15 protein-coding genes and 3 pseudogenes are annotated in these 22,031 nt (G+C 71.1%); 9 read left to right on the top strand and 9 right to left on the bottom strand.

Annotation, left to right across the window (positions count from 1 at the left end; translation table 11 throughout):
- Nucleotides 1–47: 47 nt before the first annotated feature.
- The gene (locus QOL88_RS38125) at nucleotides 48–890 is read right to left on the bottom strand and encodes an alpha/beta hydrolase (RefSeq protein WP_257028110.1); all 843 of its coding nucleotides are present in this window, start codon (nucleotides 888–890) and stop codon (nucleotides 48–50) included.
- Nucleotides 891–1,406: 516 nt separating this feature from the next.
- Here QOL88_RS38125 and QOL88_RS38120 point away from each other — a divergent pair.
- Complete coding sequence (locus QOL88_RS38120; protein ID WP_097222734.1) at nucleotides 1,407–1,970, top strand: cysteine hydrolase family protein; 564 nt, start codon at nucleotides 1,407–1,409, stop codon at nucleotides 1,968–1,970.
- Nucleotides 1,971–2,138: 168 nt separating this feature from the next.
- On the opposite strand, the gene QOL88_RS38115 is transcribed toward QOL88_RS38120, so the two are convergent.
- The 4 genes and pseudogenes from QOL88_RS38115 to QOL88_RS38100 all read right to left on the bottom strand — a co-directional run bounded on the left by QOL88_RS38115 (nucleotide 2,139) and on the right by QOL88_RS38100 (nucleotide 4,188).
- On the bottom strand, nucleotides 2,139–2,522 hold the full coding sequence (locus QOL88_RS38115) for a gas vesicle structural protein GvpA (RefSeq protein ID WP_097222733.1): 384 nt from the start codon (nucleotides 2,520–2,522) through the stop codon (nucleotides 2,139–2,141).
- Between the two features lie 197 nt (nucleotides 2,523–2,719).
- Nucleotides 2,720–2,824 (bottom strand): annotated as a pseudogene (locus tag QOL88_RS38110) (histidine kinase dimerization/phospho-acceptor domain-containing protein); the annotation flags it as partial.
- Nucleotides 2,825–2,842: 18 nt separating this feature from the next.
- Nucleotides 2,843–3,796: a hypothetical protein gene (locus tag QOL88_RS38105; RefSeq protein WP_097222731.1), complete on the bottom strand. Its 954-nt coding sequence runs from the start codon at nucleotides 3,794–3,796 to the stop codon at nucleotides 2,843–2,845.
- Complete coding sequence (locus QOL88_RS38100; protein ID WP_097222730.1) at nucleotides 3,793–4,188, bottom strand: hypothetical protein; 396 nt, start codon at nucleotides 4,186–4,188, stop codon at nucleotides 3,793–3,795. The genes QOL88_RS38105 and QOL88_RS38100 overlap by 4 nt, the downstream gene beginning before the upstream one ends.
- A 71-nt stretch (nucleotides 4,189–4,259) precedes the next feature.
- Here QOL88_RS38100 and QOL88_RS38095 point away from each other — a divergent pair, with 71 nt between their 5' ends.
- Both QOL88_RS38095 and QOL88_RS38090 read left to right on the top strand, forming a co-directional pair.
- Complete coding sequence (locus QOL88_RS38095; RefSeq protein ID WP_097222729.1) at nucleotides 4,260–8,057, top strand: CHAT domain-containing protein; 3,798 nt, start codon at nucleotides 4,260–4,262, stop codon at nucleotides 8,055–8,057.
- Between the two features lie 131 nt (nucleotides 8,058–8,188).
- On the top strand, nucleotides 8,189–8,686 hold the full coding sequence (locus tag QOL88_RS38090) for a peptidylprolyl isomerase (RefSeq protein ID WP_031107460.1): 498 nt from the start codon (nucleotides 8,189–8,191) through the stop codon (nucleotides 8,684–8,686).
- Between the two features lie 78 nt (nucleotides 8,687–8,764).
- Here QOL88_RS38090 and QOL88_RS38085 read toward each other — a convergent pair whose 3' ends face one another.
- Both QOL88_RS38085 and QOL88_RS38080 read right to left on the bottom strand, forming a co-directional pair.
- The gene (locus QOL88_RS38085) at nucleotides 8,765–11,536 is read right to left on the bottom strand and encodes an alpha/beta hydrolase family protein (protein ID WP_097222728.1); all 2,772 of its coding nucleotides are present in this window, start codon (nucleotides 11,534–11,536) and stop codon (nucleotides 8,765–8,767) included.
- A 449-nt stretch (nucleotides 11,537–11,985) separates the two neighbouring features.
- A complete protein-coding gene (locus QOL88_RS38080) occupies nucleotides 11,986–12,636 on the bottom strand; it encodes a CGNR zinc finger domain-containing protein (protein WP_097222727.1) in 651 nt (216 codons plus the stop codon).
- 63 nt (nucleotides 12,637–12,699) lie between these two features.
- On the opposite strand from QOL88_RS38080, the gene QOL88_RS38075 reads away from it, so the two are divergent.
- The 5 genes and pseudogenes from QOL88_RS38075 to QOL88_RS38055 form a co-directional block, all read left to right on the top strand.
- Nucleotides 12,700–13,515, top strand: a complete 816-nt coding sequence (locus tag QOL88_RS38075; protein WP_097222726.1) for an AzlC family ABC transporter permease — start codon at nucleotides 12,700–12,702, stop codon at nucleotides 13,513–13,515.
- Nucleotides 13,512–13,811 (top strand): AzlD domain-containing protein, encoded by a 300-nt coding sequence (locus tag QOL88_RS38070; RefSeq protein ID WP_097222725.1) that lies wholly within the window; start codon nucleotides 13,512–13,514, stop codon nucleotides 13,809–13,811. Before QOL88_RS38075 ends, QOL88_RS38070 begins: the two co-directional genes overlap by 4 nt.
- 163 nt (nucleotides 13,812–13,974) lie before the next feature.
- On the top strand, nucleotides 13,975–14,451 hold the full coding sequence (locus QOL88_RS38065; protein WP_097222724.1) for a hypothetical protein: 477 nt from the start codon (nucleotides 13,975–13,977) through the stop codon (nucleotides 14,449–14,451).
- A 168-nt stretch (nucleotides 14,452–14,619) separates the two neighbouring features.
- Nucleotides 14,620–17,904 carry a family 78 glycoside hydrolase catalytic domain gene (locus QOL88_RS38060; RefSeq protein ID WP_218892929.1) on the top strand — a complete coding sequence of 1,095 codons (3,285 nt, stop codon included), beginning with the start codon at nucleotides 14,620–14,622 and terminating at the stop codon, nucleotides 17,902–17,904.
- Nucleotides 17,905–18,138: 234 nt separating this feature from the next.
- Nucleotides 18,139–18,381: pseudogene (locus QOL88_RS38055) on the top strand (cryptochrome/photolyase family protein); the annotation flags it as partial.
- 86 nt (nucleotides 18,382–18,467) lie between these two features.
- Here QOL88_RS38055 and QOL88_RS38050 read toward each other — a convergent pair.
- The gene (locus QOL88_RS38050) at nucleotides 18,468–19,667 is read right to left on the bottom strand and encodes a S8 family peptidase (RefSeq protein WP_097222723.1); all 1,200 of its coding nucleotides are present in this window, start codon (nucleotides 19,665–19,667) and stop codon (nucleotides 18,468–18,470) included.
- A gap of 371 nt (nucleotides 19,668–20,038) precedes the next feature.
- On the opposite strand from QOL88_RS38050, the pseudogene QOL88_RS38045 reads away from it, so the two are divergent.
- Nucleotides 20,039–20,451 (top strand): annotated as a pseudogene (locus QOL88_RS38045) (5-methyltetrahydropteroyltriglutamate--homocysteine S-methyltransferase); the annotation flags it as partial.
- A gap of 125 nt (nucleotides 20,452–20,576) precedes the next feature.
- Here the strand turns inward: QOL88_RS38045 and QOL88_RS38040 are convergent.
- On the bottom strand, nucleotides 20,577–22,031 hold the full coding sequence (locus QOL88_RS38040) for a 3-hydroxybutyrate oligomer hydrolase family protein (protein WP_097222722.1): 1,455 nt from the start codon (nucleotides 22,029–22,031) through the stop codon (nucleotides 20,577–20,579).

Here is a 22,031-nt window from a genome sequence, read left to right as displayed (position 1 = left end):
GCCCATCTCACCGCAGCCGGCGCCAGGTTGGATGATGCGTGTATCGATCAATCCTCGTTGGGCCGCCACAGCCAGCGCAGAGCGTCCGGCAGCAGGACGCCGCCGTGGTTGGGGCTGTGTCCGCCGTCCCCCAGGACTAGGCGGAAGTCGTAGCCCGCTTCAGCGAGCGCGGCTGCCACGCGCAGGTTCTCGGCGAGCCAGTTCCACTGTGGCTCATTCCAGTGCAGGTCGCGGTGGCCGCTTTGCATGAAGATGCGCAGCGGCTTGCGGGGGACGCGGGCGATGAGGTCTGGGTAGGGGTTGCCGTCCGGCATCTGCGCGAAGCTGGACAGGTATCCGATCACGCGGCGGAACTTGTCCGGACGCAGCCACGCGGCGGTAAAGGCGCAGTTGCCGCCGCTGCTCCCGCCGCAGATGCCCCACCCTTCCGGTGACTGGACGATGGCATGGCGCTCCGCAACCTGCGGGATGATCTCGGTGAGGAGGAAGGTGACGTACCGGTCGTCGAAGGCGTCGTACTCGTTGTTGCGGTTCTTCGGGTTCTCCGCGTCGGGGAAGACGCCAGGATCGACGAACACGCCGATGGTGACGGGGATGTCGCCGCGGTGAATGAGGTTGTCCAGGACGATCGCGCCGCGTACTTCCCCGGCGGGGTCCAGGTACCACCATCCGTCCTGGAACACCATCAGGGATGCCGGTTCCGCTGGGTCGTACTGTGCAGGCACGTGTACCCAGAACTTCCGGAAGGTTCCCGGGTAGACCTCGCTGCCGCTCCACTCGAGCTCGATCGTTTCACCAGCGGGCACACCCGGCTGTAGAGCGGAATCGGGTCCGTGGATGTAGCGCACGTCGGACTGGTCGATCGGAAGTGGCTGGTAGGGCATCTCCATGGTCACGAGGAGCAACCGTAGAGCGGTCACCTCCCTTGGTCGTAAGGGATTTTCATTCAGACGCTCCACCTCGCAGCATGGTGAAGCCGCGGCGGCGTCGCCCGTCCCGCCCGACGATCTGCGCGTTCTGATCCCCTGCGGCAGTATGGCCCTGCACAACGAACCGCCCATGGGGCAGCGCGTCGAGAAGAGCGCGTCGTACGGGCTGCTACGGGGCTGCGAGTAGGGCCTGCCGTACGAACGGTGGGTGAAGTTCCCCATCGGGCAGATCGACCAGAGAGCTCGACCCCAGGCGTCCGCAGCGTCGCCAGTCCCTTCTGGTGGTCGTACTGCCGAGGCGACAGTGCGTGAGGACGCAGTGCCACCTTTGACCGGCTGGTCGTGTGTGTGGAAAAGGAGAGCGTGCGTCAGCGGACGATGCGAGCATGGGCGCGTCGTGTTCATCGGCCCGTGGGGTGATTTCTTGAGACCCACCAGACTTCTGCATGTTTCCCAAGGGAGAAGAGGCTGACGAGCATGGGCAACAGTGCACTTCTGGTGATGGACGTTCAACAGGACGTCGTGGCGATCGCCGACGACGGTTCCGGATATCTGCCACGCTTGCGCAGAGCGATCGACGGTGCCCGGGCTGCCGGCATCACCGTGATCTACGTCAAGATCGCGTTACGGCCGGGCGATTCAGAAGTCAGCCCTCGCAACAAGGTGATCACCAACGCCGTACGGGCCGGCCTCTTCGCCGAGGGTGCCCCTGGTACCGAGATCCATCACGCCGTCGCGCCCCAAGAGGACGACGTCGTGATCACCAAGAGGCGGGGAAGCGCCTTCTCGGGCAGCGACCTCGACTTGGTCCTCAGGGCGCGGGACATCGACAGCTTGGTCCTCGCCGGCATCGCCACCAGTGCCGTAGTGCTGTCCACCTTGTGGCACGCCATCGACCTGGACTTCGGCCTCACCGTCCTGACGGACGCCTGCCTCGACACCGACCCCGAGGTGCACACGATGCTCACGGAAAGGCTTTTCCCGCAGTGGGCAGACGTCTTCACTGTCGAGGACTGGCTCAAAGCCATCGCAGCGCGGTAGAACGCCGCCGGCTCCGACGCCGAGCAGGCCGGCGGCGGAGGTGAAGACCGCTGTGCCTCCACCCCCTCCGCCGCCCGCGGACCGGAGGTGTGCTGATGCTCCGCGAGCCCAGCGTGGCGCGTCGCGCCGCGGCGCCCCGGCATGGCCACCGCGCCCTGCACTGCCTTATTAGCGGCCGCGTCCAGACTGACGATCCCGTGCTTCGTCTCGGGTCTGCTGGAAGGCGTCGGCGATGGTCTCCGCGGCACCGGACAGGACGCCCTTGGTCTTGCCGCGGGCGCCGGACTCGGTGACCTTCCCCGCGAGTTCCGTGAGCCCGGCCGGCTTGCGTGGACCCGCCTCCAGATCGAGACGGTTGCACGCCTCGGCGAAGCGCAGGTAGGTGTCCACGCTGGCCACCACGATCCGTATGTCGATCTTGAGGATCTCGATACCGACGAGGGAGACGCGCACAAACGCGTCAATCACCAGCCCGCGGTCGAGAATGAGCTCAAGAACGTCGTAGAGGCCGCTGGAACCGCCCCCGCCACCCTGCTGTGTCGCGACGGTCATCGCGTTCACTCCTCGTCGCCCGCGTCGTGTCCCCGCATGATGCTGTCGGCGCCGCCCCGTTGGGAGGCAGGCTTGGCATGCGGATGACCCCTATCCGCCACATCAAACGCACGTACGAAGCACGAAGCCCTGGACAGGGTGAAGTTGCGCAGCGGGGGGACGACGACTTGCCGAGTCGGTCCGGGGGGGCGCCGGCGCTCCGGAGGGATCTCGGATGCCGTCAGAAGGCCCGTCAGAGGGGTGCGCAGTTCATGGGCGATCTCGGCTGTGAACCGGTACTCCGTCAGCAGGCGCGCCAGCAATGCCGCCGCCACCCGCTGCTACAGCGGGCCGACGGGCGGATCCGTCGGTTCCGGGTGCAGCGACCCGTCCTTGCGCAGCAGCGCGCTCACCGCGTCGCCCGACGCGCGGTCCAGGCCCTCGCCGTCCGGCAGTACCCCGAGCGTCGTCGCCACGTCGCGCCCGTACAGGTCCACCGCCCCCTCCACCAGGTCCGCCAGCGACTCCGCCGCGCCCCGGGCGCGGATCCATGCCGTGGTGAGCGTGACGGCGGCGACGAGCGCGGCGGGCCACCACCACGGCGCCGGCACGAAGTACATCAGGCCCCAGCCCGTCAGCCGGGCGTTCGCCCGGTACGCGGCGTACGCGTCCGTCAGCTCGGTGCGCGCCGGGTCCGGCAACGCCAGCCACAGTCTGGGCCAAAGCGCCTCAAGGTCGACCCGGTACGCGTGGTGGACCCGCAGGTCCACCGCCCGCAGCCGGTCCCCGATCCATGTCGGACGGTCGGCCGGCACCGGACAGATCCGACGGCAGCGGTCCAGCGACGCCCGTAGTGCCGCGCGCGCTTCCGGGTCCGCCCCGTGCGGAGGTACGGCGCTCAGCGCCACCGCCCGGCGCGCCGCGACGACCTCCGCGTAGGCCCGCTGCCACCGCTGCCGGCGCCGCTCGGCCAGCCACCGCCCCGGGCCGCGCCGCCCCTCCACCGCCCACAGCAGCGCCACACCTTCGCCGAGTGCTGCCGCGCAGAGCCCCGCACCCGTGGCAGCCGTCAGTGCGCCGGCCGCCACGAGGACCACGATCCCGACCTGGCCGGCGCCCCGCGCCGCCGCGAGACCGTCGATCCAGGAGCTCAGCCCGCGCAGGTCCAGCGCCCGCCCCTGACCGAGTACCGACGCGGCCGTCACCACGGCCACGTAGAGCGCGCCCGGCAGCACGAGCAGCGTCACCCAGCGTTCGGCCAGCTTCCGGCCGAGTTCTCCCAGGAAGGCGTTCACAGTGGGATCTCCACCCACACCAGGGGCGTCCCCAGTGCCTCGCACACGGGCCCGGCGTCCCCGCCCGGGGTCCCGGTGGCGTGCTGGGTGAACCGGGAGCAGCGGTGCGCTGCCGGACACACCCAGCCCCGCAGGACCGGATGCCCGACGGTCCCCGACAGCGGCTGGTAGGCCCGGGCCCGGACGGTCAGGCCGTCGATGCCGTGTCGGGCGAATCCCTCGTCCAGCGCTTCGAGATCGGCGCGTACCCGCTCCGGGTCGGTCCCGGCGCGCACGGCGTCCAGCACTCGCTCCAGGTGCTCGGCCACCCCGTACTCCCGGGCACGGCGGGTGAGTTCGCCCCCACGAAGCAGTCGGCACAGCCGGTCGAGTCGGTCCGCCAGGTCGTGCATGCGCCCTCCCGTCCAAGGTCGTCATGGCAGAGAATGTCAGATAGTGGCCGGGAGCGGGACGGGAGCATCGAGTGGCTGTCGAGCTGAGTCTTTACGCCGAACTGCGCGCCCGCGTCAGCCGGTTCGAGGACACCGGGGACGACGTGCCGCTCCTCGATCCCACCACCGCAGGTCTGTTGCGGCTCACCGACCAGGCATTGCAGGATCATCCGCCGCCCGAGGCCGACATGGCGCAGACCGTCGCCGTCGCGAGCTGGCAGCTCCACCTGGCAGCCCCGCCGCCGCCCGTCAGCGCACGCGCCCTGCGCAATAGGGCTCTGGAGCTGTCGGCCTGGCTCGACGCCCTCGCGCCGGCGCTCGTACCATCCGGCATCCGGGCCGGCGTACGGCGCCTGCCGCGGCTGCCGAGGGGCCTCGCCAGGATCGCCCGCGACCCCGACCAGCGGCTGGAGGCGCTCTACGACCATGCCGCGTTCGCCGTCGAGCGCTACCGTGCGATCCGCGACCCGGCGACCCTCCGCACGGCCATCGTCCTGCTTCGCGAACTGGTGGGCGTCACCCCGGGGTTGTTAGAGATCCTGCCCGAGGAGCAGCGCTCCCGCAGCGTCCGTGCCCGGACGGCGCTCGGCGTGGCCCTCCAGCACGAACTGACCCGCACCGGCGAACTCCACCTCCTGCAGGCGGCACGCGGTTACAGCGAGGAGGCCGCCCGGCTCTGCGCCGAGCACGATCCGCAGCGGCCGCTGGTCATGTTCAACCACGGCTCGCTGCTCCTCGACGCGTTCCGCCGCACCGGCGACGAGGCGGCCCTCGAGCAGAGCCTGGAGGTCAGCATCGTCGCGCTGAATCTCACCCCCTTGCACGACCCCCTGCGCGCCGTGCGCCTCTGCCACGTCCAGAACCTGTACTCGGCGCTGTACGACCGCTCCGCGGACCCGGCCGTCCTGCGCTCCGCCGTCGACTTCGGCGCGGAGGCCGCTCGCACCGTGCCCGACGCGGAGCCGCAGCGGGCCGCGATCCTCAACAACTACGGCAAGGACCTGCGCAACCTCTACAAGGAGACCCGCGACCTCCAGCTGCTGCGCCGGTCCGCCGACGCGCTGCGTGCCTCGGTGGCGGGGTCCGCCGCCAACGACCCGAACCGGATCTCCCGCCGGCTGCTGCTCACCCACTGCCTGCTCGACCTCGCACGGCAGGAACGGGCGGGCGGGAACACGGCGCTCGTCGCGGAGGCCCTGGCGTCCGCCGAGGAAGCGTGCCGCCTCGCGCCGCCCGGCCACGCCTCGTACCGCGACGCCGTCGGGCTACTGCGAGAGGCCGAGCGACTGGCCCACGCTGCCGGACAGGATCCCGCCGACCCCGTGGAGGAGGCACGGCAGCGGGTACGGGCCGAGGCGCCCGGGTCCCGGTCACGCAACGCGATGCGGCTGCTCGCCGGCACCCTGCTGAGGCGGTACGACGAGACCGGGGACCTCGCCGCACTCGCCGAGGGCATCGAGCTGTTGCGGGAACTCGACGGCGGCCCCGACGGCCCGGACCCCGACCTCACCGCCGACGAGCAGCTCACGTGGCTCTCCGAGTTGAGCCAGGGGCTCTTCCAGCTGTACCAGCGCCGCCGCGACCTGGACGCGCTCGGGGACGCCGAGACCTACGCCCGCCGGGTGGTGGCCTCCTCACCCCCGTCCGGCGTGGGGCGTGCCGTGGCGCTGGCCCACCTCGGCGAGGTACTGCTGCGCGGGGCGGACCGGCTGAGCGACGAGGACGCGTACGTCGAGCGGATGTCGGAGGGCGTCAGCTGCTGCCTTCAGGCCCAGCAGACCTGCCCCGACGACCATCCCCTCAAGCCGTCCCTCGTCGCCCATGCCGGCCACGCCGTCCTGGGCCTGTGCGCGGGGCCCGAGCCTCATCCCGCCCTGCTCGAGCTCGCCCTCGCCCTGCTGCGCGAGGCCGTCGCCGCGATCCCGCTCGACGCCACGAACGGGCCCATGGTGCGCATCGCACTCGCCGAATGTCTGCAGGTCCACCATCTGGCCGCGGCGGCGCTGGAGACGCGGGAGCCCGACGCCCTCGCGCAGGCCGCCGCGCTGGCCCGTGAGGCGGCCGCCGCCGTGCCCGCACAGCATCCGGACCGTGTCGAGTTCCTGTTGACGCTCGCCGTGGTCCGCGCCTTGGACCACCGCGAGGCGCGGGCGGCGGGCGACCCCGAGCGCGCCGCCGAGGCCGCCGCGGAGGCGGAGGGAGCCTTCCGGCAGGCTGCCACGATCACCACGGCCCGGCCCGCCGCACGGCTCGCCGCCGCGGCCCGCGCCGGCAACTGGGCCATGGACCGCGGGGACGCCGAGGCCGCGCTCGACGCCTTCGGTACGGCCGTCGGACTGCTGCCGCTCATCGCCCCGCACGAACTCACGCGCCGGGACCGGCAGTTCACGCTCCGGGAGACCGCCGGGCTGGCCTCCTCCACGGCGGCAGCCGCCGTCGCGGCCGGCCACCCCGCACGGGCCGTCACATTCCTTGAACGTGCCAGGGGTGTCCTCGCCGCCGATGCCCTGGGCACCCCCGACACCGCGCTCGCGGACCTGCGCCGCGAGCAGCCCGAACTCGCCGCCGAGTTCGAGGAGTTGCGCGCTGCCGTGCCGACCGCGTTCGACGGCTCGGCCGAGGAGCGGCTCCGGCACGGCGTCCGCTGGACGCGCCTGCTCGCCCGCATCCGCGCGCTGGGGAACGCCGACTTCCTGGACGGGCCGACGATCGACGAGCTGCGGGACGCGGCGGGAGAGGGCCCGGTCGTGCTGGTCTACTGCAGCGCCTGGCGCTCCGACGCCCTCATCCTCGACCCTGCCGCACCGCCCACGGAACCGGTCACCGTCGTCCCACTGCCTGACCTCGACGCCGAGGACGCGGTCGCCCGTGCGCAACGGCTCCAGGATGCGCTCGCCGCCCCGCACGAGCTCGGCGACGACCCGTTCGCCGTCTTCGGCGCGCAGGAACACGCCCAGAGCGAGCTCCACGCCACTCTCGAATGGCTCTGGGACACCGTCGCCGCCCCTGTGCTCGACCGGCTCGGCATCGACGGTGCGGCGGACCGCCCCCGGCCTCGCCTGTGGTGGTGCCCGGTCGGGTTCCTCGCCTCGCTGCCCCTGCACGCGGCCGGCCTGCACCGCTCACCCCCGCCCGGGGGTCGTCGCCGCGCCACGCTCCTCGACCGGACGGTTTCCTCCACCACCTCCACTCTGCGCGTTCTTGCCCAGGCCCGGACCCGCCCTCCCGCGTCCCCGGCCGCAGGCACGCTGGTCGTCGCCCTGCCGCAGACCCCGGGCGCGGAACCTCTCGGCCACGCCGAGAAGGAGGCGGCCCGCGTCGCCGAGCTTCTGCGGCCCGCCGGGCCCGTCACCGTACTCACCGGCCCGGCGGCCACCTCGCAGTCCGTACTCGACGCCCTCCCGCGGCACGGCACCGCGCACTTCGTGTGCCACGGTCTGACCGACCCGCTCGACCCGTCGGGCAGTCGACTGCTCCTCGCCGATCACCGCGAGCGTCCGCTGACCGTCGCCGTACTCGCGGACCTCCGCTTGCGCGAGGCGGACCTGGCGCACCTGTCCGCGTGCAGCACCGGCGTCACGGCCCACCGGCTCGCGGACGAGTTCGTGCACATCACAGCGGCCTTCCAGCTCTGCGGTTACCGCCAGGTCGTCGGCACCCTGTGGCCGGTCACCGACGCGGCGGCCGAAGCGGTGGCCGAGGCCTTCCACACCCGCCGCGCCGCCGGTCTGCCCGGCGCCCAAGCCCTGACCGAGGCCCTCCTGGACCTCCGCGACCGCTACCCCGCCGCCCCCACCCGCTGGGCCGCGCACGTCCACACCGGAGTCTGATCGTGTGCCGGGGTGTCGCCGGGCCGGGCACGGCGTGCCGCTTCGGGGAGCACCTGGCCGTACCAGCGGTGCGGGGGCGCATCCGAGATGCTCGTGGCGCTCCTGAGGGTGGCAGATGACAGGATGGGGGCATGACTATCAAGGTTTTCTTCGACATCACCATCGACGGCGTTCCCGCCGGCCGGATCAACATGAACCTCTTCGACGACGTCGCCCCCAAGACCGTGGAGAACTTCCGCGCGCTCGCGACCGGCGAGAAGGGCTTCGGCTACAAGGGCTCGTCCTTCCACCGCGTCATCCCGGAGTTCATGCTCCAGGGCGGTGACTTCACCCGCGGCGACGGCACGGGCGGCAAGAGCATCTACGGCGAGAAGTTCGCCGACGAGAACTTCACGCTCAAGCACACCAAGCCGGGCCAGCTCTCCATGGCCAACGCCGGCCCGAACACCAACGGCTCGCAGTTCTTCATCACCACGATCGTGACGTCGTGGCTCGACGGCAAGCACGTCGTCTTCGGCGAGGTCGCCGACGAGAGCAGCATGGAACTCGTGCGCAAGATCGAGAGCTACGGCTCGCGGTCCGGCCGCACCTCGGCCACGATCACCATCGCCGACTCCGGCACTCTCTGACGATACGCCGCAGCGTGCGGGGTCGGGACAGGCCGGACCCCGCACGAGAGGGTGCTCGCGAACCCTCGTCCCTCGTGCTTACGGTCTGTCGAGCACCGTCCCCGTCAGCACCGGCCTGCCGGGCAGCGGCTCCGCGTTGCGGTCGGTCAGTGCGAGGCGCATCGACTCGGCCGGCTCGACCACCTGGTCCGGTAGGGTCGGCACGTCGAAGTCCACGCCGGTGCTCCCGGGCGGGATGTTCAGCCACACCCACAGGTGCGCGTCGGACAGCCGCCGCTCGGGGTCGGGCACGTCGCCGGACATTTCCTTGAGCCACTGCGGGTCCACGTCCTTGGTGGACAGCTCGGCGCCCTCGGCGACCGGGAGCACCCGCACCGGCTCGTAGAGGTCCACCGCCGCGGGCGCGTCCACGGACAGCCGCCAGGTCAGCGCCCCTCCCTCGGTGACCCGGTCCGTGACCGGCGACAGGGTGATCACCGGCTCGGGGTCGTCGTTCTCGACGGTGATCCCGCCCCGGTACTTGCCGACGACGGCGTTGTGGACGGCCTTGACGGCGATGTCGTGCTCCACGTCGTCGCCGTAGGCCGTGTCGCCCTTCACCTCGACCGGAACGTCGATCGTGTGGCTGCCGGGCCGTACGGTCACGAGGCGGTTAACCGCCCGGCCGCTGTCCGGGTCGAGGACGTACACGCGGACCTGCCCGCTGCCGCGCCCGGAGATCTCGACCGGGATCCGGTAGGTGCGGGTGCCCGAGTCGCCCTCCTTGACGATGGTGCGGCCCACGTCGACACGCGGCAGTGCGGCCGCCTTCACCGCCGACGTGCCCGGTGCCCAGCCCCAGGCGTCCATCAGCCAGGCCCGTCCGGTCTGCGAACGGGGCGTCAGTTCCAGGGACTTGACGTGCCTGAGGTCGAGTCCGGCCCGGGTCGCGGCCGACAGCGGGACGCGCAGCTCCTGAGCCCAGTAGGAGGCGGTGCTCGCGGAGCCTGGGAGCCCGTCCACCCGGACAGCGCCCAGTTTCACCCGGCGGTTGGAGGAGTCGGTGACGGACACGTCGAACTTCGTGCCGGTCGTGTTCGGCGGTACGAAGACCCGCAGCGCGAGCTTCTGGGAGCCGCGGAGGGAGAGCGGCTTGGCCGGAGTGACACGCGCGGCCCTGCCCGGCGCCGACCATGTCAGGTCCACCGCGCTGCGGCCGGTCTCCCGTTCCGTCTCCCACGAAGCGAAGTGCGGTGACGATCCGGGGGTATCCGGGTTCAGACAGGCCGCGGCCGGGTCCGGGTCGATCGCCGAGCACAGCCGGGCGCCGGTCACCTTCGCCCCGCCGTCCGGCAGGAAACCACCGCTGCGACGGCCGCCGACCGCGTGGGTCAGCACCCGGGCCGGGTCCGCGGACGGGGCCCGCTTGCCGGAACCGTCGAGCAGCGGACGCACCCGATCGTCCCCGGCGAGGAAGAGCCGGGCCGCGGCGGCGATGTATGTGGCCCCCGCCTTGTGCTGCTGGGCGGCGGTCAGCCGGGTCGCGGCACCCGGCGTGCACACCGGGTCCGCCGGCTGCTCCGGGTCGGTCCTGAAGTCGTCGTCGGCCGGTGCGACGGCCTCGCCCGGGGTCCACTCGCTGTTGAAGTAGTTGTGGTTGGCGCCGACCATGTAGACCGCGCTGTGCAGTGCCGTGCCCCGGCCGATCCCGCGCGTCCCGTCGACGAAGTCCTCGCCCTGCAGGTCGGAGACGTCACCGTCGCAGCCCGGCAGCAGCGTCACGGACGGTACGTCGGCGACCGGATTCCGACCGTAGATCGTCGGCCCGATGAGCACGGTGCCGCGCGCCTTCCAGCGCACGGGGCCCCGGTAGCCGTCCTCGGCGGCAGGCGGCGGGTAGAGGCTGTCCATGGCGGCCCGGTTGACGCCCTCGCCACCGCGGGAGTGGCCGACGAGCAGGACGCGGGAGAGGTCCGCCTTCGGCGCCCGGCGTACCGCGGCCGGGGCGGAGGAGCGATGGGCGGTCCAGTCGGCCCAGCGGGCGAGGTGCCGGCGCACCAGCGAGGAACGCGCCTGCGCGCCGGCGTCCTCGGTCTCCTGATCCTGGGCGTTGATGCCGTTCGCCGAGATCGACACCGTCACATAGCCCTGGGAGGCCAGCAGTCGCTGGTCGCGCAGATAGCCCAGGTGACTCGGGATCGGCTTGTAGCCGCCGGCGCAGGGCCAGTCGCCGGTCACGTCGTCCTCGGAGCCCGGCTTGTAGCAGGTGGAGTGGCGACCGTGCAGGAACAGTGCGAGCGGCCGCTTGCCGGCGGCACCCTTCGGTGCCACGACCTCGGCGGTCATCTCCACGGGGGTGTCGAACCCGGGCAGGCGCACCGGGTCGAGGTCGTATGTGCCGGTGACCGTGCGGTAGGAGCCGGGCTTGCCCGGGTCAACGCCGTTGGCCGGCGCCTGCGCGGGCGTCCGTGCACCGCGCGAGCCGGACTCGTGCGGGGCGTCGGCCGCCGCGTCCAGCCGACGCCCCGCGGCCGTCACCTGAAGGTCCCTCAGCTGCTTGGGACGCGTCTGGTCGAGGGCGAGCCGGAAGGTCCGCCCGTCCTTCGCCGGTTTCGGCACCCCGAGCAGCCGGTCCCCGGTGCGGAACTCGACCCGGGCGTCCCCCATGGGCACGACCTCAGGCGCACGCCAGACCAGCTCACGCGCCCCGCCCTCCCCGCCGATCCGCCACCCGGGCGGAAGTGGGTTGTCGTCCGTCGCGCTCAACAGTCCCGATTCGCGTAACTGTTCAGCCTGTGCCAGTCCGGGCGAGCCCGCCAGGGTCGCCAGCACCGCCACTGCGGTCACACATATTCGCCGGGCACGGATCAATGGTCCACTCCTCAAAACCCCGCGCGCAGACGTCCCGTCGGCCCCGGGCGTCTCTCGCGTCACGTAGGACGAGAGAGGGATGTCTGTGGGTTGTCTGTGGAGCGGACGCCGTTGGCGGGCGAACGGTGTGATCAAGCCAGTGCGGCTGACCGTCAGCGCTCGAGCGGGCCACCGACGCCGCGCAGTCGCACGGGGCGGTCGGCCTGACCGAGGAGCACGACGCGCAGGTCTTCCACCGGCGGGCCGCGGTCGACTCACTGGTCTTGGGACGGCCCACCGAACTCCGGCGCCTGGCCGCCCCCGAAACATCCGCGCCCGCGCCCGCGCGTGAGCCCTGGCGGCCCCATCATCCTCGCCCGCGCCTGCGCGTGAGCCCTGGGCGGTGCGCTCCGCCGCCGGGGCTCATAGGCCCGCAACGACGGTTCGTACGGCGGCGCGCGCCCGCGATGTCACCCGGGCCGGCGAGTGCGGGAGTAGTGGCGCTTGGCGCGGTCCCGGTTGCCGCAGTCGTCCGAGCTGCACCAGCGCCGGGTCCCGCTCCGGGAGCGGTCGAGGAAGAACCAGCCGCAGCCGGGGCCCGCACAGCGCCGGATCCGGCCCAGGCCGTCCCCGGACAGCAGGTCCTCCGTCAGCAGCGCCAGCGTGTGAGCGAGGTCGCCGAGACGGTCCGTGCCAGGCTCCCACCGCAGGGGGAAGGAGGGGGGCAGTGCGGCGTCCTCACGGGCCAGCACCATGCTGCGGCGCAGTGCCTCCCATTCCTCGGCAGGGGGCGCCTCGCCGTCGACGAGGGCGTCCAGGATCGGCAAGAGGGTGGCGCGCAGGTCCATGAGCGCCGCGGTCTCGCCCTCTGTGGGTGCGGAGTCCGCCGTCTCGGCTCGGAGCATCGCCTCGGCGCGGTCGACGGTGAGGAGTCCGCCGGCGACGGCCCAGCGGACCCACGCCTCGGTGCCCTGGACGCGGTCGGCCGTGCGGGCGGGGTCCAGGCGCCAGGCGATGGTGTTGGCGAAGTCCAGTACCGGGTGGCCGCCCACGAGTGACATGCCGGAGTCGTGAGGGCTTCCCGACGCGGACGGGGCGCGGAGGACCGGTTGCTTGCTCATCACACCCTCAGCGTACTTGCTTTTCTAACGGGCATAAACTCTTATGACTGTTAGGCTCGGGTCATGGACAGTCTCCGACCAGCGAAAGCCGTCGTCTCGCCGCGTGCGAGCTTCCTGTCCGGGCTCAAGACCGGGTCCGGGCTCGCGGCCGCTGCCTTTCTGCTCGCCGTCAGCTTCGGCGCGATCAGCGCCTCGCAGGGCTGGGGACATCTCGCGCCCGTGATCTGCTCGATGGCCGTCTTCTCGGGGTCCGCCCAGTTCGCCCTGCTCGCGACCCTGGGCTCCGGCGGCGGCATCGCGGGCGCAGTGACGTCAGCGGCGCTGATCAACAGCCGTTTCATCCCCATGGGCATCGCCGTAGCCGGTGATCTGCGCGGGGGCCGGTTCCGCCGCGCGCTCGAAGGCCAGGCGGTGGTCGACGGGTCATGGGCCGCCGCCCATCTCGGAGGCGGACGGTTCGACCGGTACGTGCTCTTCGGCGCCACCGCGATCCAGTGGCCGGCCTGGGTCGCGGGCACCGCCCTGGGCGTCGTGGTGTCACCCGACCCCGATCTCCTGCACCGACTCGGACTGGACGTCCTCACACCGGCACTCTTCGTCGCGCTCCTCTTCGACGAGGTCCGCCGGGAACGGGTCAACCGGCTGCCGGCCCTGCTCGGCGCCGCGCTCGCGGCCGGTCTCATCGTCTTCCTGCCGGCCGGGCCCGCCCTCGTGGGCGCGGCGCTCGCGGCCCTCGTCGCTCTCTTCCGGGCGCCCGCCTCACCGCCCGCCGGGCCGGAATGCGCCGAAGAGGCAGACAGGGCCGAAGCGACCGGGCAGGCCGAGGAGTCCGACAAGGCCGTGCGACCCGTCCACTCCGACGAAGAGGTCGCACGATGACTCTCTGGCTCACCATCGGCGCCGTCGCCGCCCTCAGCTTCACCTGCAAGGCCTTCGGCCCCGCCCTCTTCGGCGGGCGCACCCTGCCCCCACGGGCACAGTCGGTGATCGCCCTCACCGCCCCCGCGCTGCTCGCCGGTTTCATCGTCGTGGACGTACTGGGCTCCCGCTGGAGCGCCGTGGACCTCACCGTGATCGCGGGACTCGCGGTCGTCCCGCTGCTCCTCTGGCGCCGTGCCCCACTCCCCGTGGCCCTGGTGGCCGCGGTCGCCGTGACGGCGCTCTTGCGCATGTAGGGGACCACCCGCCCGCCGCAAGCGCCCAGGACGGATCGACAACTCGATCCCGGCGGGCCAAGGGCACGGAGGTCAGCGACAAGACTCCTGACGCCTGCACGACACAGCCGTTCGCAGCGCGGGTGAGACGCCGGCGGGGACGCGCTTCGTCACAATGAGCCGCATGGCCGCAGACAAGGACGCAGCGTTCGTACTGCCGCGAGGCGCCACGGGCTTCTTCCAGCCGAAGGACGGGCCTGTGCCGGAGGTCGACCAGCGAACGTTCCGGGCAGCCCTGTACGCAGCCGCCCGGGCCGCCGAAGGCCGTGTGGGCCAGGTCGAGGAGCAGACCTACCCCCGGACGTTCCACACCGCGACGGTCGTCGCGAGCGCGGGCGAGCACGTGGTCCTCTGCCACGCCCACCATCCCTGGATCGCCTTCGCCGAAGAACTCCGGGATGGGTACACCGACGAGTTCCTCACCCCACCGCCCTGGGCACACGCCTTCGCCGACCTCGGGTTCGACGTGCTTGACCGCGTGCGGCTCACCACCGCGCTGGCCGATGTCGATACCTCGGTCCTCAGCCAGGGCGAATGGCGTGACATCCGCTTCCACGGCATCACCACACTGGGCGCGGTCCTCTTCAACTCGTGGGACTGACATGGTCGATGGAGCGTCGGCCTCACGCTCGCGAGAGACCGACTCCTCCTCAACCGCCCGGCGTCGACGGCAATCCAGGCCGACTTCACATATTGACGTGTCTCACGTCACACAGCTACTGTCCCCGCGACCTGCCTGATTGAAACGATTCAGCAGACCGGAGAAGCCATGCTCCTCAGGCGCCCCCTCACGCTCGGCCTCTTTACGGGCTTCGTCGTGCTCGCGGTACTCGGCGGCATGTCCGTATTGCCCACTCCCCTGTCACCAACGGCGTCCGCCGCGGACACCCCTCTCGCCGTGCGTGCCCTGAGCACCAACAGCCGCACGAACCCCATCGGCATCGGCGGTGAAACCCCGGTATTCGGATGGCAGTTGGTGTCGGACCGGCGGGCGACGGCACAACAGGCCTATGAGATACAGGTCGGACGCGGACCAGGGGTCGCCGACGTGTGGTCCTCCGGCAAGGTGAGGTCCGGCCGGCAGGTCGACGTCGAGTACGGCGGCCCGAGCCTGAAGTCGGCCACTCGCTACCACTGGCGCGTCCGGGTCTGGGACGACAAGGGAGCGGTGAGCCGGTGGAGCGCGGACGCGCACTTCGAGACCGGCCTGTTGGACGCCGGCGACTGGGACGGCGCCCAGTGGATCACGCGCCCCGGCGCTCCGGGTGAAGCGGCCACATGGACCGACTACGCCGCGACCGTCCGCTTCAAGCTCGAAAACGCCGCCTTCGGCATGTTCCTGCGCGCTCCCGACTCGGCCAACGGATACATGTGGCAGTTCAACGTCACCGGATCGAGCCCTACGCTCAAGCTGCACAAGCAGGTCAAGGGCACGTACAGCGTCGTCAAGGAAGTAGACCTCGCGGCCTACGGTTTCACCAACGCGTCCCTCCTCGCCGATCGGCACACCGTGCGCTACGACGTGGCGGGCGACACGATCAGGACGACACTCGACGGCAAGCTCGTCAGCACCTTCACCGACTCCACGTTCACGAAGGGCTACATCGGTTTCCGCACCCACGCCTGCTGCGGCGAGCGGGGAACCGTCTACGACGCCGTCGTGACCGGGGCCGACGGCAGCACTCTGCTCGACACCGACTTCGCCTCCGGCCGGAACCCCTTCTCCGGCGGTGACATCGCCGACTCCGCCCTCGCGGTCTCCGGCACCACGGACGCCCTGTACGGGCCCGATATCCGGCCGATGCCCTTGCTCCGCAAGGCCTTTGCGACCGAGCCCGGCAAGAAGGTCGCCTCCGCACGGGTCTACGCCTCCGCGCTCGGCATCTACGCGCTGGAGATCAACGGCAGGCGGGTCGGCGACCAGGTACTGGCCCCGGGCTGGACCGACTACCACAAGCGCATCCAGTCCCAGACCTACGACGTCACGAGACTGCTCAACAGGGGCGACAACGCGATCGGCGCCTTTCTGGCGAACGGCTGGTGGGCCGGCAAGGTGGGGATCGGCTGGAGCCGCCAGTACGGCGACGCTCCGGCGCTCGTGGCGAAGGTGCGCGTCGCCTATACCGACGGCTCCGTGCAGTGGATCGCCACGGACGGCTCGTGGAAGGCGGCCGAGGGACCTTACGTGAAGGCCGACCTGCAGGACGGTGAGACGTACGACGCCCGTCTGAAGCCCGCGGGCTGGAGCCGCGCCGGATTCGACGACGCCGGCTGGGAGACGGCGGCGACGGTGGAGTCACGCACCGCCCGGCTCGTCCCGCAGAGCGACGAGCCGGTGCGCGAGACCCAGGTCCTCAAGGCCCGGAAGATGACCGAGCCCAGCCCCGGGACCTACGTGTACGACCTCGGCCAGAACATGGTCGGCGTGTCCCGGCTGGCCCTCACCGGCTCCGCCGGCCGGACCGTGAAGATCCGTTACGCCGAGGTGCTCAACAAGGACGGCACCCTCTACACCGACAACTTCCGCAGCGCCAAGGTCACCGACCGCTATGTCTTCGCCGACTCCGCAGCGGTCACCTACGAGCCCACCTTCACCCAGCACGGGTTCCGCTACATCGAGATCACCGGAGTGGACTCACCACCCGCGCTCACCGACGTACAGGGCGTCGTCTGGGGCTCCGACCTCCCCTCCACCGGCACGCTGAAGACCTCGGACGGCATGCTCGACCAGTTGGTCAGCAACATCTCCTGGAGCCAGCGGGGCAACTTCCTGTCCATCCCCACCGACACCCCGGCCCGGGACGAGCGGCTGGGCTGGACGGGCGACATCAGCCTGTTCGCCCCGACAGCCAACTACCTCGTCGACACGCGCGCGTTCCTGTCCCACTGGATGGCGGACGTCCGCACCTCCCAGCAGGCCAACGGTGACTTGCCGGCTGTCGTGCCGACCCCCCAGGGCCAGTTCGCCGAGAGCGGCGTCGGCTGGTCCGACGTCATGATCACCGTGCCGTACCACGTGTGGCGCTCCTACGGTGACACGCGCATCCTGCGCGACAACTACCCGGCGATGCGCAAGTTCTTCCAGTTCGTGCGCGAGAGTGCCGGAGCCGACCTTCTGGAGCCCGGCCGCACCACGTTCTTCACCAACGATTGGCTGCATCTGGACGACCCCACCGAACAGGGCATCCTGGGCACGGCCTATTACGCCGAGAACGCCCGCATGATGGCGGAAGTCGCCGACGCACTGGGCGAGCAGTCCGCGGCGTCCGACTACCGCAAGCTCTCCACCGACATCCGCCACGCCTTCACCCAGGCCTACGTCTCAGCCGACGGCACCGTGAAAGGCAACTCCCAGACCGGATACGCCATGGCCCTGGGCATGGACCTCCTCGCGGACCCGGCCCTCGTCGGCAAGGTCGGCGAGAAGTTCGTGGCCAAGCTGGCCCTGACCGACTACCACCTGCGCACCGGCTTCATCGGCACACCGCTGCTGCTGCCCGCGCTGAGCCGGATCGGCCGCGACGACCTGGCCTACAAGATGCTCCTGCACAAGGACTACCCGTCCTGGGGCTACGAGATCGAGAAGGGCGGCACCACCATGTGGGAGCGCTGGAACTCGATCATGCCCGACGGCGAATTCGGCCCCGTCGACATGAACTCCTTCAACCACTACGCGTACGGCGCCGTGGGTGACTGGATGTTCCAGAACATCGGTGGCCTCTCCCCCATCGAGCCCGGCTACAAGCGCTCCCGGATCGCTCCCGTACCCGGCGGCAACCTGACCCGGGGCTCCGGAAGCCTCCACACCGTTCACGGGCTGCTCTCATCGCGCTGGACCAGCCGTGACGGCGCGTTCACCCTGAAGGTGACGGTGCCGGTCAACACGGTCGCGGAAGTCCATGTCCCGGCCGACACGCGCCGCGCGGTGACCGAAGGCGGCCGACCGGCGGACAAGGCGAAGGGAGTCCGCTTCCTGCGTATGGAGGACGGGGCGGCCGTCTTCCAGGTCGGGTCGGGCACCTACGACTTCGTCGCCGGGTCGGATTCCCACTAGGGCGGGCCGGGGGCGCGCCGAATCGACGGCGCACCGAGTAGGCCGGGGATCTCGGCCTACTCGGTGGACTGAGCGCCTCCCGCAGGAACGCCGCCCCGGGTCGAGCCTGCGGCGGCGGAGCGGTCGACGCCGCCCGACCGCGTCGAAGGCACCGTGCTTCGCTTCGGCCCGGGCGTGACCGCCACCGCCGCGCATCGGGCCCACCGGATGCCCGCCGCCACACTGTGACGGCACTCGGGCGGCGCCTACATCCACCGGATGAGCGAACTGTGCGAGGGCTGCGCCTTCCGGCCGACCGAGCGCACCGGCCCTCGCGCGTGCCCGTACACCACCGGGTACTGGGCCTTCCTGCACCGGCACCGGCACCGCCTGTCCGGCACCGCCCGGATGCGGCGTGCGGTGCAGGGCCCGGACCGGCTCGTCGACCTCGGCGAGGTGCTGCGCCAGGAGCGGCGTCGGGGCGACGAGGTGCCGTGACAGGCCCGTTCGCCGCGCAGCGCAGCACGTCGCCGGCGCTCGCCGTGCCTTCTCAGGACAGCACGGCGAGCGCCGGTCGAGGACGACTACTCGACGATCTTCAGCAGCTTGTTCGCGGTGCCCTGTGCGGGGTTGGAGATCTTGTCGGTTGTGGCGCCGTCGGTGAGGGCCTTGGCGACCTGTTCCGGCGTGGCGTCCTTGTGGCCCGCCAGGTAGACGGCCGCGGCGCCCACGACGTGCGGGGTGGCCATGGAGGTGCCCGATATGGTCTTGGTGCCTTCGTCGCTGTCGTTCCACGCGGAGGTGATGTCGGAGCCGGGGGCGTACACGTCCACGACCGCGCCGTAGTTGGAGAAGTCCGACTGCTTGTCGTCCTTGGTGGAGGACGCGACAGTGACGGCTTCCTTCACGCGGGCCGGGGAGCCCTGCCCGGCGTCCGAGGATTCGTTGCCCGCGGCCACGGCGAAGGTGACGCCGGCCGCGATGGCCTTGCGCACGGCTTCGTCGAGGGCCTCGTCGGCGCCGCCGCCCAGGCTCATGTTCGCGACGGAAGGGCCCTGATGGTTCTTGGTGACCCAGTCGATGCCGGCGACGACCTGCTCGGTGGTTCCGGAGCCGTTGTCGTCGAGCACCCGGACGGCGACGATCTTCGCCTTCTTGGCGACACCGTGAGCTGTGCCCGCGATCGTGCCGGCGACATGGGTGCCGTGGCCGTTGCCGTCCGCGGCGTCGTTGTCGTTGTCCACGGCGTCGAAGCCGGAAGCGGCCCGTCCCCCGAAGTCCTTGTGAGTGGTCCGCACGCCGGTGTCGATGACGTACGCGGTCACGCCCTCGCCCGCACCGTCGGGGTAGGTGTACTTGCTGTCGCCTGCGGTGTCCGCCTGGTCCAGGCGGTCGAGGCCCCAGGAGGGCGGGTTGTCCTGAGTGGCGTTGATGCCGAACTTCTTGACCTGTACCACCTTGGCGACGGACGGGTCGGCGGCCAGACGCTTGGCCTCGGCCGACGAGAGGCCGCCGGCGGAGAAGCCGTCGAGGGCGGCGGTGTACGTGCGCTTGAGCTTGCCGCCGTACTCCTTGGCGAGCGCGGACTTGTTCACCTTGTGGTCCAGCGTGACGATGAAGCTGCCAGGCACGGTTCCCTTGGCGCCGAGGCCGTACACGGTGCCTTCGGCGGGAACGGATTCGGGAGCGACCTGTGCGTGCGCCGTCCCGAAGGTCGTCAGGGTTGCGACGACGGCCGTGGCGGTGAGGACCTGCATTCTGCGTGTGAATGCGCGAGCTGACATGTGAGGGTTCTCCTCGTCACTTTTCGTGGGGGGTGTGGGGGTTCGGACCGGAACTGCGTCCGGCCCGCCTCGAACCTGACTCATTGATGTGCCCAGATCAAGGTCTTCACGCCAACTCGCGCCGTATCGGCAGGTCAGCAGCACACGAATCAGCCACCCTCCCCGGCGCGTTCATTCATCACATGCCTGACGCTCATACGGACGTTGTGTCGAGGATGTGTGACCATGCGTCTGAAGGGGCGGTGGCTTCAAACAATCTGGGTAGACAGCGCCAGTTCCGCAGCAAGCGATTTCGGGTCGGCATTTCGTAGAACACGAAAATTGCTGCCGCCCGCGCCCCGCAGCAAGAACCAGACCGATTAGTCACCCCGCTCGACGAGCCCGCACTCGTCCAGGACCGCACTACCGCTGAACTGAATGCCGCAGCGCGCGCCTACCGCGACCTCGGTGCCCTGATCGACCGTCCGAAGCTGCTGGTCGCCTCGTACTTCGACCGGCTCGGCGACGCGCTTCCGATGCCGGCCAAGGCTCCCGTCGACGGGCTCGCGCTGGACTTCACCGAGTCCGCCGCCGCCAACCTCGACGCCCTGGATGGCGCGGGCGGGCTGCCCGGCAAGCGGCTGATCGCCGGAGTCGTCAACGGGCGCAACATCTGGGTCAACGAGATGGAGAAGTCGCTGTCCACCCTCGGCACCCTGCGGGGGCCAGCCGACCGCGTCGACCTGGCCCCTCCTTCTCCCTGCTCCACGTGCCGCTGGACTCCGTCCGGGAGCGGGACATCGATGGAGAGCCTGGTCCACGCCGCCCGTACGGTCCGCGAGGAACTCTCACCGTCCTGACGACGAGCCGGGTCGGCCGGGGAAGGACGCACCTGCCGTCCTCCCCCGGCCGCCGGTCGTGCGGGGCCGTTCAGGACGCGGGCGGAGAGGCCGTGTCGCCGCGGGCCTTGAGGAGGCAGGTGTTCAGGAGTGTCGCGGGGGTTGCTTGTTCGGGCATCGGGACGGTGTGGGAAGCGGGCGGGCGGTGTCCGGGCGTGAGCCAGTTCTCCAGAGCCGTGAAGGCCGTGCGGTGGCATGGCGTGAGCGGGCGCAGGTGCTCCGGGTGGGTGTCGACGAGGGCGTCCGTGTGAGTGCCGCCCTCGATGCGGTAGTAGCGGTGCAGTTGGCCGCGGCCGGCCTGGCGCACCATGCGGGCGTAGCCGTCGGAGTCCCGGGTGATCGGCAGCAGGACGTCCAGGGTGCCGTGCAAGGTGATCAGCGGTTTGCCGATCCGGCCGGTCAGAGCGATCTTCTCCACGGCCTTGTGGACCGCGCGGGGCCGGGCGGCGTAGTCGTAGTCGGCGTCACAGGCGGGGGTGCCCGGCGCGCAGAAGGGCGTGCCCGCCTCGGTCGGGCCGTCGAAACCGGGGTCCAGTTCCTCGCGGTAGATGCGCTGGGTCAGGTCCCAGTAGACCTTGTGGTGGTAGGGCCACAGGAACTCGGACCCCGCCGGGAAGCCCGCGGTGTGCAGAGCTCTGCGTGCATGGTCGGCTTCCTCGCCACCGGCGGCGAACACGGGGTAGTGGCGCAGCGCCCGGGGCAGGAAGTTCAGCAGGGTGGAGCCGTCGGAGCGCCACAGGGTGCCCTCCCAGTCGACTCCCCCGTCGTAGAGGCCGGGATGGTTCTCCAACTGCCAGCGCACGAGGTATCCGCCGTTGGACATGCCGGTCACCAGGGTGCGCGCCGGCGGGCGGTGATAGTGCCGGGCGACCGTGGCGCGGGCGGATCGGGTCAGCTGGGTGAGCCGGTCGTTCCATTCGGCGATGGCGTCTCCCGGCTCTTTGCCGTCCCGGTAGAAGGCGAGGCCGGTGTTGCCCTTGTCGGTGGCGGCGTAGGCGTAGCCGCGGGACAGCACCCAGTCGGCGATGGCCCGGTCGTTGGCGTACTGTTCCCGGTTGCCGGGGGTGCCCGCGACCACCAGGCCGCCGTTCCACCGGTCGGGAAGGCGGATGACGAACTGGGCGTCGTGATTCCATCCGTTGTTGGTGTTGGTGGTGGACGTGTCCGGGAAGTAGCCGTCGATCTGAAGGCCGGGAACCCCGCGGGGTACGGCCAGGTCCTTGGGCGTCAGGCCCGCCCAGTCGGCCGGGTCGGTGTGGCCCGAGGCGACCGTGCCGGCCGTGGTCAACTCCTCGAGGCAGGCGGCTCGTTGGTGCTCGGCGCCTGGTACGCGCACCTGAGTGAGGTGCGTGCAGTGGACGGCGTCCGGACCGGCCGGTGCCGCCACGGCGGGCGCCGGTGCGAGTGCGCAGGTGAGGGCGGCCAGGGCCAGGCCCGCCGGACCGCCGCGTCGCCAGTGGGCCGGGGGGTGGAATGAGAAGCGCAT

Origin of the sequence: Streptomyces sp. Ag82_O1-12, from assembly GCF_900182715.1 — a bacterium.
Classification (GTDB): domain Bacteria; phylum Actinomycetota; class Actinomycetes; order Streptomycetales; family Streptomycetaceae; genus Streptomyces; species Streptomyces massasporeus.
The sequence above is the reverse complement of the archived record's forward strand: the minus strand, read 5'-3'. Positions and strand labels throughout refer to the sequence as shown.

Coding starts and splice junctions, on each gene's coding strand:
- QOL88_RS38125 (WP_257028110.1), bottom strand. CDS start 890: ATGGAGATGCCCTACCAGCCACTTCCGATCGACCAGTCCGACGTGCGC.
- QOL88_RS38120 (WP_097222734.1), top strand. CDS start 1,407: ATGGGCAACAGTGCACTTCTGGTGATGGACGTTCAACAGGACGTCGTG.
- QOL88_RS38115 (WP_097222733.1), bottom strand. CDS start 2,522: ATGACCGTCGCGACACAGCAGGGTGGCGGGGGCGGTTCCAGCGGCCTC.
- QOL88_RS38100 (WP_097222730.1), bottom strand. CDS start 4,188: ATGCACGACCTGGCGGACCGACTCGACCGGCTGTGCCGACTGCTTCGT.
- QOL88_RS38090 (WP_031107460.1), top strand. CDS start 8,189: ATGACTATCAAGGTTTTCTTCGACATCACCATCGACGGCGTTCCCGCC.
- QOL88_RS38080 (WP_097222727.1), bottom strand. CDS start 12,636: ATGAGCAAGCAACCGGTCCTCCGCGCCCCGTCCGCGTCGGGAAGCCCT.
- QOL88_RS38075 (WP_097222726.1), top strand. CDS start 12,700: ATGGACAGTCTCCGACCAGCGAAAGCCGTCGTCTCGCCGCGTGCGAGC.
- QOL88_RS38070 (WP_097222725.1), top strand. CDS start 13,512: ATGACTCTCTGGCTCACCATCGGCGCCGTCGCCGCCCTCAGCTTCACC.
- QOL88_RS38065 (WP_097222724.1), top strand. CDS start 13,975: ATGGCCGCAGACAAGGACGCAGCGTTCGTACTGCCGCGAGGCGCCACG.
- QOL88_RS38060 (WP_218892929.1), top strand. CDS start 14,620: ATGCTCCTCAGGCGCCCCCTCACGCTCGGCCTCTTTACGGGCTTCGTC.
- QOL88_RS38050 (WP_097222723.1), bottom strand. CDS start 19,667: ATGTCAGCTCGCGCATTCACACGCAGAATGCAGGTCCTCACCGCCACG.
- QOL88_RS38040 (WP_097222722.1), bottom strand. CDS start 22,031: ATGCGCTTCTCATTCCACCCCCCGGCCCACTGGCGACGCGGCGGTCCG.